Origin of the sequence: Tsukamurella pseudospumae (assembly GCF_001575205.1) — a bacterium.
GTDB lineage: Bacteria > Actinomycetota > Actinomycetes > Mycobacteriales > Mycobacteriaceae > Tsukamurella > Tsukamurella pseudospumae.
Genome location: NZ_LSRE01000001.1, coordinates 332925 through 342729, shown reverse-complemented (window position 1 = coordinate 342729; position 9805 = coordinate 332925). Strand labels below are relative to the sequence as shown.

At 69.5% G+C, this 9805-nt stretch carries 10 protein-coding genes; 4 read left to right on the top strand and 6 right to left on the bottom strand.

Annotation, left to right across the window (positions count from 1 at the left end; translation table 11 throughout):
* Window positions 1-16: 16 nt before the first annotated feature.
* A complete protein-coding gene (locus AXK61_RS01635) occupies window positions 17-2923 on the bottom strand; it encodes a helicase-related protein (protein ID WP_068743544.1) in 2907 nt (968 codons plus the stop codon).
* Here AXK61_RS01635 and AXK61_RS26025 point away from each other — a divergent pair.
* From AXK61_RS26025 to AXK61_RS01625, 3 genes are all read left to right on the top strand, one after another.
* Window positions 2922-3308 (top strand): helix-turn-helix domain-containing protein, encoded by a 387-nt coding sequence (locus tag AXK61_RS26025; protein ID WP_082789167.1) that lies wholly within the window; start codon window positions 2922-2924, stop codon window positions 3306-3308. The two genes, AXK61_RS01635 and AXK61_RS26025, sit on opposite strands and share 2 nt — an antisense overlap.
* A 115-nt stretch (window positions 3309-3423) precedes the next feature.
* Complete coding sequence (locus AXK61_RS01630) at window positions 3424-3651, top strand: FitA-like ribbon-helix-helix domain-containing protein (RefSeq protein WP_068743435.1); 228 nt, start codon at window positions 3424-3426, stop codon at window positions 3649-3651.
* Entirely contained in the window at window positions 3648-4061 is a 414-nt protein-coding gene (locus AXK61_RS01625; protein ID WP_068743433.1) for a type II toxin-antitoxin system VapC family toxin, read from the top strand. The genes AXK61_RS01630 and AXK61_RS01625 overlap by 4 nt, the downstream gene beginning before the upstream one ends.
* A 68-nt stretch (window positions 4062-4129) precedes the next feature.
* On the opposite strand, the gene AXK61_RS01620 is transcribed toward AXK61_RS01625, so the two are convergent.
* On the bottom strand, window positions 4130-4633 hold the full coding sequence (locus AXK61_RS01620; protein WP_068743431.1) for a hypothetical protein: 504 nt from the start codon (window positions 4631-4633) through the stop codon (window positions 4130-4132).
* A gap of 79 nt (window positions 4634-4712) precedes the next feature.
* On the opposite strand from AXK61_RS01620, the gene AXK61_RS01615 reads away from it, so the two are divergent.
* Window positions 4713-5144 carry a PPOX class F420-dependent oxidoreductase gene (locus AXK61_RS01615; protein ID WP_068743429.1) on the top strand — a complete coding sequence of 144 codons (432 nt, stop codon included), beginning with the start codon at window positions 4713-4715 and terminating at the stop codon, window positions 5142-5144.
* Between the two features lie 3 nt (window positions 5145-5147).
* Here the strand turns inward: AXK61_RS01615 and AXK61_RS01610 are convergent, their stop codons facing one another.
* From AXK61_RS01610 to AXK61_RS01595, 4 genes are all read right to left on the bottom strand, one after another.
* Complete coding sequence (locus AXK61_RS01610) at window positions 5148-6173, bottom strand: LLM class flavin-dependent oxidoreductase (RefSeq protein WP_068569417.1); 1026 nt, start codon at window positions 6171-6173, stop codon at window positions 5148-5150.
* Between the two features lie 66 nt (window positions 6174-6239).
* Complete coding sequence (locus AXK61_RS01605; RefSeq protein WP_068569418.1) at window positions 6240-7280, bottom strand: LLM class F420-dependent oxidoreductase; 1041 nt, start codon at window positions 7278-7280, stop codon at window positions 6240-6242.
* Between the two features lie 57 nt (window positions 7281-7337).
* Complete coding sequence (gene treZ, locus AXK61_RS01600; RefSeq protein ID WP_231855374.1) at window positions 7338-9077, bottom strand: malto-oligosyltrehalose trehalohydrolase; 1740 nt, start codon at window positions 9075-9077, stop codon at window positions 7338-7340.
* A gap of 18 nt (window positions 9078-9095) precedes the next feature.
* On the bottom strand, window positions 9096-9773 hold the full coding sequence (locus AXK61_RS01595) for a hypothetical protein (protein ID WP_139057714.1): 678 nt from the start codon (window positions 9771-9773) through the stop codon (window positions 9096-9098).
* Window positions 9774-9805 lie beyond the last annotated feature (32 nt).

Here is a 9805-nt window from a genome sequence, read left to right as displayed (position 1 = left end):
GAAGGGGAGGGCATTGTCAGGACTCCGTTCCGGTGTAGTCGGCGGGGACGGCGATCATCAGCGGGCGGGTGAGCCGACGCTCCGGGTTCATCGCCCGGGCGTGCTTCTGCTCCTGCGTGATTCGTTCCCGGCGGTCCAGGACGTCGCCGCGTTGGATCAGCGCGCCCGCCTCGGCCTGCCATGCGTCCGCGCGCGCGATCCACGCCTCGACCCGTGCGGTGGTCTCCGTGCGGACTGCCGCCGCCTGGAGCTCTGCGGGTTCGTCGACGGCGCGGACAGCGGCCGCGACGAGGGGCTGCAGCCCGGCGGCGTCGGCGGGGGTGAGATCGCCTCCGTTGACGTCGGCAAGCGAGAGCGCCTGCACCGCGTCGAGCGGATTCGGGTGGGTCGTGACCCAGTTGCCCGACGGGTCCGCCGGGTCGGGAAATCCGACGGTGAAGTACCCGGCGGCGACGACTTGGCCGCGCGTGTTGGTCTGCGTGACCTGGACGAGCACCGTCGGGAACGGCACGTCCCCGCGGACCGCGTAGATCTGCGATCGTCCGAGTGCGGCGAGCGCGCGGTCCGCGGCCCAGTCGACGACGGGGTGGAGCGGGGCGAGGTAGTGCGCCTCCGGCCAGGTCGACGTCGATTCGCCCGAGCGGGCCTGCAGCAGCTCGTGTTCTCCGCGGGCGCGGGTGTATGCCAGCTTGTAGGTGGTCTTGACCCGTCGTGCTTTCAGGTAGTCCTGCGGAAGGACTTCGAGCCTCTGGATCAGGTCCGGCGTGGGAGTGAGGCTGGCGATCGAATGCTGCTTGTGGACGGTCCAGTCGGCGCCGCTGGGAGGGGCCAGCTGCGGCGTCTCGAGGAACTCCAGCAGAGCGTCGGCGAGGAACTCGAACTCGGACCCGTACACGCCGGACGAGGCGTTCGGCGCTCCCACAGCCTCCACAGGCTCGTCCTGGTCGATGTCGCCGAGGGCGAGCTCGGCGAACAGCGCGTCGATGCCCCCGGCGTCGACCACCTCGTCGACGGACCGGACCACCTCGTCGAGTTCCTTTTGACCCGCGAGGACCTGACGGATCGCCTCTTCTTCTGCCTTCACGTCGTATTTGCCGATGAGCGAGGAGGATTCACCGAGCGCGCCGTGCGCCTCGTGTTCGCGCTCCAGCAGGCGGGTGAGCACCTTGATATCGCCGGCGAAGTGCTCGGTGGACGGGGTGAGGAGCAGGGTGCTGATCTGCGGGCGGTGGCGCTGCCCGTAGCGATCGATGCGGCCGTTGCGCTGCTCGATCCGGATGAGGCTCCACGGGATGTCGTAGTGGATCAGGTGGTGGCACTGTGAGTGGAGGTTCACGCCCTCCGAGGCCACATCGCCCGTCACCAAGATGCGGATCGGTGAGGACTCGAGCTTGAAGGACTCGACGATCGCGGTCTGCTCGGTGTCGCTGAGACCACCGTGCAGGACGGTGACCTGCCCCAGATCGTCGCCCTTGGTACGGCTCATCTTCAAGTCCGCGGACAGCGCCTCGGCGAGAGCGGTCAGGGTGGCGACGCGCTCGGCGAACACGACGACGCGGGTGTCGCCGGTCCTGCTGACGCCGATGGTGGAGAGCTGTTCCCGCAGGGCGAGGTACTTGGCGGAAGCGGTGATCGGGACGGCGTCGGTCAACTCGCCCAGGCGGGTGAGAGCCGAGCGCTCTGCCGCGTCGGCCGGCACCGTCGGATCCAGGCGACGGAGTCGTTCCCGGATCGACTGGGCCAGGGCGGCCGGCGAGGAGAGATACGCCTTGGCGAGGGTCCACGGGAACAGCGACGAGTTCTTCCCGGAGTACGGCGTGGCGCCGTCGGGCCAGAGCCAGACGTCCTCCAGCTCCCGGGCGACCGCGTCTTCCGCGGCGGTGGCGGGGACGGCGATGTTGTTCGGCGGCTGCCGCTCCGCCCATTCGTCGCCCACCTCGCCGGCCACGTCCGGGTGATGCCGATGCCGCCGGATCACCAGCTTGGCGACTTCCGCGAGGTCGAGGTCGCCCGTGGGGGAGACGGCGCTCGGGTCCAGCATGCGGATCAGCTCGGCGAACGACTCGGCCTTGCCGTTGTGCGGCGTTGCCGACGCGAGCACCAGCGCGTCGGTGTTCGCGGCGAGCATCGTGGCGAGGCGGTTGTTCTGCGACGAGCTGTTCGTAACGTTGTGCGACTCGTCGATGACGACGGCGTCCCAGCGCTGCTTGCGCAGGTGGGCCACGTACCTGTCGCTCTTGAGCGTGTCGATCGAGATGATGACGCGCTTGTAGTAGGTGAACGGGTTCCTGCTGGCCGGGAGGATCTGCCGGATCCGTTGAATGCCGGACGAATCCAGGCGGACGAAGGGGAGCGCGAAGCGGGTCCACAGCTCCATCTGCATCTGCTCGAGCACGTGCTTCGGGGTGACGATGAGGATTCGGTCGCCCCGGCCCCTTCGGACGAGTTCGGAGAGGATCATGCCGATCTCGATGGTCTTGCCCAGCCCCACCGCGTCCGCCAGCAGGATGCGGGGTCGCAGCTTGTCGGGATCGAGGGCCTTCGCGACGGCCCTCAGTTGGTAGTCGAGCGGCCGTGCAAGCCCGCCGCGGGCTGTCTCGAGGCTCGGGTCGGTGACGGCGACCGGAGTCTTACGGAGCATCGACTCCAACCACAGGCGGCTGCGCCGGAACCGGTCCGACGGATCGGCGATGACACCGACGTCGGTCGGGTCGACCACGGTGATCCGGTCCAGAGCGCTCGAGAAGACTGCCGAGGTCTCACGGACGAGCTCAGAGAGACCGGTGACGTGCACGAACGCGCCGTCGGCGCGGGGCTCTACGACGGTGACCAGCCACTCCTGATCGCGGACGACCACGACCGATCCGGGCGCGCCGGAGAACTCCGTCCGCGCCGCGCGAACGCCTGCTCCAGCGTCGACCATGCCCGTACCCACTCGCATCCCAGAGGTACACCGGGTAAACCCCGGATCGGCCCGACCCTACAAGCCGGGGGTGGGCGCAATGTCGGGTATCCCGGGGTTTACCCGGTGGGAGTGCAGGTGTAGGGCCGGAAAGGTTGAGCGAGTGCCTGCCTCGCCGATCGAGAAGGACCTGGCGAGACGCCTGGGTCTGCGGCTGAGGCGACTGCGAGAGGATCGCGGATTCACGCAGGAATCGATCGCGGCGGCGACGGGGATCGACCCGAAGACGTACGGCGGCTACGAGAACGGCATGAGTGACTACAAGACTGGCAGCCCGTTCATCCGAAGCTCAACACGCTCATCGCGATCGCGGGCGGTCTTGAGATGTCAGTATCCGACCTCGTGATTACGCTGTTCGGTGACGGGCAGGCCGGCGCCACGGAAGCGCGCGAGGCTCGCCACGTCTAAACGCCACGGTCGGCCTGGTGATATCGTTGTAGTGATATCAAGCGGAGGTGGCTATGGAGCAATTGTTGATTCGGAATCTGCCGACGGGGACGAAGGCGGCACTACGCGCACGCGCGGAGCGTAACCATCGCTCGGTGGAGGCAGAGGCGCGGTCGATCTTCGAGGAAGCGCTCGAACGGCGCCTCGTGACGATGGTCGATCTGCTGAGTATGGATGAGGGGGCGGACATCGACTTCGAGCCTGCTCCGCTCGGCACGACCGCGCGAACACCCGAGCTATGAAGTACGTCCTCGACACTAACGTGGTGTCTGCACTGCGTGTTCGCGGACGCAACCCCGCCGTGGAGAGGTGGATTTCTGGCATTGAGGTGGCGGACCAGTACCTCGCCGCAACCACGATCGCGGAGATTGAGCGGGGCGTGAAGTCGAAGGAGCGCGAAGACCCCGATCAGGGCGCAGTTCTACGGGAGTGGTTTGCGTCCCGAGTGCTCCCGGCATTCACGGGACGGGTCCTCGCCTTGGACTTGCCCGCGGCGCGGGAACTCGCCAAATTCAGGGTTCCCGAACACGCTCCGCTGGACGACGCGCTTCTCGCGGCGGTAGCGAAGGCTCACGGAATGACGGTTGCCACGAGGAACGTGAAGCATTTCGAGCCGCTCGGCGTCGCGATCGTCGACCCGTGGACGTCGTAACGGCGCAGGTGCTCGGCACGAGAACCCGACGGTGAGCGGTCACCGTCGGGCAGGGACAACGGGACGGATCAGCCGACCGGGACCACGGGCTGCTGAGCCCGGTGCGCGGCGACGCGCTGCTGGAGGAACCAGTTCTGGGCGAAGAGGGTGACGCCGATGAACAGCATCGTGGTCACGCCGGCGAAGCCGTGGCCGGTGTGGTCGCCCATCGTGGCGGGAACGACGAAGTCCACGGCCACGTGCAGGCCGATCGCGACGATCCACAGCCCGATCGTGGCGGCGGTGCCCTGCCGGAGGTAGGCGCCGTCGGGGCCGGGGAAGACCTTGGTGGTCAGGGCCCGTGGGTAGGCGAGCGCGACGGCGATGGCGAGGCCGATCACCGCCGCGATCACGTGCCCGGCGCCCACCGGACCGCCGTGCGAGACGTACTGCACCGTCTGGACGAGACCGACTGCGGCCAGGACGAGCGCGATACGGGAGGTCTTCTCCTTGAGCGGACGGGCCTGCAACTGGCGGTAGAAGATCCAGCCGATGGCGATGACGGCGATGACGGCGGTGGTCGCTGAGTTCATACCGCAGACTCTTCCGCGATCAGCGCGGAGCCGGATCGACCGACGGGTGGAGATCCGGGTGGAGACGTAGCCTCGACCCATGCAGATCACGCAGTCCCTGACCCCGGCCGCCGTCGAGTTCCTCTCCGCCGGAACGCGGACGGGGCACCTCGCCTACCTCGCGACCGACGGGCGCCCGCTCACGACGCCGGTCTGGTTCGTCATCGACGACGGTGCCCTCGTCTTCGCCACGGGACGGGGCACGCCGAAGGGGCGGTTGCTGGCGAAGGACCCGCGGGTCGCGGTGTCGGTCGACCTGCAGGAACCGCCGTACGCCTTCGCGCAGGTGCAGGGCATCGCCGAGTTCGTCGACGATCCCGACTACCTGCTCCAGATCTGCACGGCCTGCGGAGTCCGGTACATGGGCGCCGAGCGTGGCGAGGAATTCGGGCGGCGCAACGCCGTCCCCGAGGAGGTCGTGGTGCGAGTCCGCCCGACCCGGGTGCTGTTCAACGGGGACGTCACGGCGTAGGGCTCAGCCCAATTGGTCGACCGCGCCCTTGATCAGCTCGAGGCTGTGCACGCGCTCGTCGCGCCCGGGGATCATCCCGGCGATCATGAGCTCCTGCGGCTGCGTGCGCTCCAGCAGCGAGCGCAGTTCGTCGCGCACGGTGTCCTGCGAACCGACGATCCAGGCGGCAGTGGTGGGCGCGATCGCCTGCTCCTGATCGGCCGTCAGTGGCTGCGCGGCGGCCTGATCGAAGGTCAACATCCGGCCGGGGTTGCCGGTGCGCACCCGGTACATCGACGCCTTCGCGGGTCCGGCGATCCGCTGGGCCTGCTCGTCGGTGTCGGCGGCGATCACGGTCACCGTCAGCATGGCGTTGGGGGAGTCGATGTCGCCGGGGCGGAAGTTCTCGCGGTACTCGGTGAGGGCGGGCAGCGTGGCCTGCGGCGCGAAGTGCCGGGCGAAGGCGAAGCCCAGGCCGAGCAGGCCCGCGAGCTTTGCACTGAACGTCGATGAGCCGAGCAGCCACATCTCGGGGTTCGAACCGGTGCCCGGAGTGGCGGTGATCGCGGCGTACGGGTGGTCGGCGGGGAAGTCGTCGCGGAGGAAGGCGCGGAGGTGCGCGAGCGCCTGCGGGAAGTCGTCGACCGACTCGCTGACCTTGCCGCCACGCAGCGCGTGCGCGGTGAGCTGGTCCGTTCCGGGCGCGCGCCCGATGCCGAGGTCGATGCGGTTCGGGAACAGTGCGTCGAGCGTGCCGAACTGCTCGGCGACGACGAGGGGCTGGTGGTTGGGCAGCATGACTCCGCCCGAGCCGACGCGGATCGAGTCGGTGGCGGCCGCGATCTGGCCGATGAGGACGGCCGGGGCGGAGCTCGCGATACCGGGCATCGAGTGGTGCTCGGCGACCCAGACCCGCTCGTACCCGAGTCGTTCCGCCTCCTGCGCGGTCGCGATCGTGTCGCGGAGTGCGTCGCCGAAGGAGGCACCGTCGACGACGGGGGCCAGCTCGAGGAGGGACAGGCGGGGGCGGGGGAAGGAAGCTTCGGTCACAGAAGAGACAACCGGGGGCGGTCCGGAAATCTTCCCGGACCGCCCCCTATCGGACTGTGTCGGACGCTACAGGAGCCCGCGCAGCAGCTCGACCTGCTGTACGCGGCCCGCCGCGTCCTCCGCGATCGGCACTACGTTGAGCACCGTGGCGCCCGCTTCCTCGAAGGCCGCGATCCGCTCCTTGACGAAGCCCTTCGGGCCGATCAGCGAGACATTGCGTGCCAGCTCGTCGGGCACGGCCTCGACGGCGGCGGCCTTGTCGCCCGCGAGGTAGAGCTCCTGGATCCGGTCCGCCTCGGCGCCGTAGCCGTAGTTGGTGGCCAGCGTGTGGTAGAAGTTCTTGCCCTTGGCACCCATGCCGCCGATGTACAGCGCGAGGTGCGGCTTGACGAAGCCGAGCAGGTGATCGACGTTCTCGCCGATCGCGAGCGCCGGCCCGGCGTAGACGTCGAGCTCGCCGAGCGCGGGATCGCGCTTGGCCTTGCCTTCCGCCACCGCATCGCCCCACACGTCCTTGGCCTTCTCGGGCAGGAAGAAGATGGGCTGCCAGCCCTCGGCGACCTCGGCGGCCAGCGCCACGTTCTTCTGTCCGAGTGCGGCAAGCAGGACCGGGATACGGTCGCGCACAGGGTGGTTGATCAGCTTGAGCGGCTTGCCCAGGCCGGTGCCGCCGTCCTCCTCGGTGAGCGGCATCGTGTAGTACTTGCCGCGGTGCTCGAGCCGCTCGCGGCTCCAGACCTTGCGGCAGATCTCGATGATCTCGCGGGTACGGCCGATCGGGGCGTCGTACTTCACGCCGTGGAAGCCCTCGATCACCTGCGGGCCCGATGCGCCGAGGCCGAGGATGAACCGGCCGTCGGAGACGTTGTCGAGTCCGGCGGCGGTCATCGCGGTCAGCGTGGGCGTGCGGGTGTAGATCTGCAGGATGCCGGACGCGAGCTTGATGCGCTCGGTCTTCGCGGCGAGGTAGCCGAGCGCGCTGACGGCGTCGAACGAGTACGCCTCGGGGACGAAGACGATGTCCAGCCCCGCCCGCTCCAGGTCGAGGACCTCGTCGGCCGTGGCCTTGAACCCGTCCGTGTAGTTGATGCCCAATCCGATTCGCATACGGGCAAGGTTCTCACAAAGCGATCGCTTAGCAACAGGGTGGCAGGAAAAGTGACTTCATAGTGCGCGGCGCAGGACGACGAAGGATTCGCCCGGCACGGTCGTCGCGCCGCCCTGGACCGACGGTGCCGCCCACTCCAGCACGGGGGTGCCCCCGAACGGCGCCGTGACCGGCGGGTCGGAGACGTTGACGATCAGCGTGAGGTCGCCGCGGTGCACCGCGAACCAGGTGGCCTCGCCGGGGTGGTCGACGGTGACCGCGCGCAGATCGTCGACGGCGAGCGCCGGGTCGTCGCGCAGCGCGATGAGCGCGCGATAGCTGCGCAGCAGCCGGGCGTGCTCGGGGTGTTCCCGCTCGGTCCAGTCCAGATGGGACGCCGCAAAGGTGGCCGGGTCCTGCGGGTCGGGCACCTCGCCCGGCGGCCAACCGTGCGCGGCGAACTCCGCCGTGCGACCCTCGACCGTCGCGCGGGCCAGCTCCGGCTCCGGGTGACTGGTGAAGAACCGGAAGGGCGTGCGCGCGCCCCACTCCTCGCCCATGAACAGCATCGGAGTGAAGGCGGAGAACAGGACCAGCGCGGCCTTGATCGCGAGCCGACCGGGGGACAGGTACTCGGACGGCCGGTCGCCCCGGGCGCGGTTGCCCACCTGGTCGTGCGTGCAGGTATAGGCCAGGAGCTGCGACGGTGCCACCACCGCCGGGTCGATCCGCTCGCCGTGCACCCGCCCGCGGAAGGAGCTGAAGGTGCCGGCGTGGAAGAAGCCCTCGGTGAGCACCGTCGCCAGGCACTCCGGGCTGCCGAAGTCGGCGTAGTAGCCCTGCCGCTCGCCGGAGACGTAGGTGTGGATCGCGTGGTGCACGTCGTCGTTCCACTGCGCCGCGAGCCCGTAACCGCCGCGGTCCGCGGCCGTGACCAGGCGCGGATCGTTGAGATCGGACTCCGCGATCAGCGCCAGTGGCCGACCGAGCTCCGCGGACAGCTCGGTGGCCAGCGCCGCGGCGTCGGCCAGCAGGTGTCGGTCGGGATCGTCCACGAGGGCGTGCACCGCGTCGAGCCGCAGCCCGTCGACCCCGTAGCGGCGCAGCCACCACGCCATGTCGTCGAGGATGAAGCGCCGCACCTCGGCACTGCCCGCGCCGTCCAGGTTGATCGTCCGGCCCCAGGTGTTCGCGCCGTCGGTCTCGTACGGGCCGAACCGCCCGAGGTAGTTGCCGGACGGGCCGAGGTGGTTGTGCACCACGTCGAGCAGCACGCCCAGCCCGACCTGGTGCGCGGCGGCGACGAACCGCTCCAGGCCCGCCGGCCCGCCGTAGGGCTCGTGCACGGCGAACCAACCGACACCGTCGTAGCCCCAACCGTGCGTGCCGTTGAAGGCGTTGACCGGCATGACCTGGACGAAACCGACGCCCAGTTCCACGAGGTACGGGAGCCGCTCGACGGCCGCGTCGAAAGTGCCCTCGGAGGTGAACGTGCCGATGTGCAACTCGTACACGACGGCGCCGCGCAGCTCCCGGCCCTCCCAGCGCGGCGGCGCGACCTCCGGGATCAGGGCCGACGGTGCGTGCACTCCGTCGGGTTGGCGCGGTGACCGCGGATCGGGGAGTACGGTGCCGTCATCGTCGAGCAGGTAGCCGTACCGCGCTCCCTCGCGGGCCGGTGCCGTGGTGCGCCACCAACCGCCGGGGTCGGCCCGCATCGGGTGCACCGCGCCGTCGAGCCAGAGACGCACCCGATCCGGGCGCGGCGCCCACACCTCGAACCGATGATCGGCGAGAGAAGGGGGCGGCATGGACATCGGTGAAGAACGATAGCGTCAGTGCAACGCCTCCCACTCCGGGGTGCGTGCGCGGTGCAGCGCCAGCGCTGCCACCGCCGACTCGACGGATTCGTGCCGACCACCGGAGATGCACCCGACGGACCGGAACTCGTGCTGGTCCAGCAGACGGAACCGCCACATCTCGTCGAGAGAATCGGCACAGATGTGGGTGGTGAGCGTGACCACCGCGGGCACACCGAGGCAGGCGTTCCCGTCCTCCGCGAAGAGCTCCCCGAAGGTGCGCTCCCCGAGCCGGACGTACAGCGTGTCGCCCATCGGGACCTCACTGAGCACCGACCGCGCCCCGTCCAGCACCAGCCTGTCGTAGATGTCCGCCGTGAGCTCCCAGGCAGTGGACATGCCGGCACAGCGGATGAGGAGGTGCGCCACCTCCTCCGGATCCTCCAGCAGCCCGAGGATCGAGTTGCGGCCCTCGCGCAACGCCCGCACCTCGATCGCGCCGCCGGGCAGGGATTGGGCCGTGAGCCGCGACGTGGCGACCGTCATCACCAGCCGACCCGTGGGCAGCAGATCGGCGGGGAGGCCGTGCTCCCGGAGCGATTCCGCCACCCGTGCCAGCGACGAGGCGCGGATCCGAGCGCCGCTGACGCCGGCGCGCGCGGTGGCGGACTGGGCGAGTGCCGTCCGAAGCGGCCGCGGGGTTTCGCTGTTCATGTTCACGAGTGTGCGCGGACCCACTGACAAGT

What these genes read in the sequence shown, in the direction of transcription:
- AXK61_RS01635 (WP_068743544.1), bottom strand. Translation starts at nt 2,923, where the DNA reads ATGGTCGACGCTGGAGCAGGCGTTCGCGCGGCGCGGACGGAGTTCTCC.
- AXK61_RS01605 (WP_068569418.1), bottom strand. Translation starts at nt 7,280, where the DNA reads ATGCGAATCGGATTGGGCATCAACTACACGGACGGGTTCAAGGCCACG.
- AXK61_RS01630 (WP_068743435.1), top strand. Translation starts at nt 3,424, where the DNA reads ATGGAGCAATTGTTGATTCGGAATCTGCCGACGGGGACGAAGGCGGCA.
- AXK61_RS26025 (WP_082789167.1), top strand. Translation starts at nt 2,922, where the DNA reads ATGCCCGTACCCACTCGCATCCCAGAGGTACACCGGGTAAACCCCGGA.
- AXK61_RS01615 (WP_068743429.1), top strand. Translation starts at nt 4,713, where the DNA reads ATGCAGATCACGCAGTCCCTGACCCCGGCCGCCGTCGAGTTCCTCTCC.
- AXK61_RS01595 (WP_139057714.1), bottom strand. Translation starts at nt 9,773, where the DNA reads ATGAACAGCGAAACCCCGCGGCCGCTTCGGACGGCACTCGCCCAGTCC.
- AXK61_RS01620 (WP_068743431.1), bottom strand. Translation starts at nt 4,633, where the DNA reads ATGAACTCAGCGACCACCGCCGTCATCGCCGTCATCGCCATCGGCTGG.
- AXK61_RS01625 (WP_068743433.1), top strand. Translation starts at nt 3,648, where the DNA reads ATGAAGTACGTCCTCGACACTAACGTGGTGTCTGCACTGCGTGTTCGC.
- treZ (WP_231855374.1), bottom strand. Translation starts at nt 9,077, where the DNA reads ATGTCCATGCCGCCCCCTTCTCTCGCCGATCATCGGTTCGAGGTGTGG.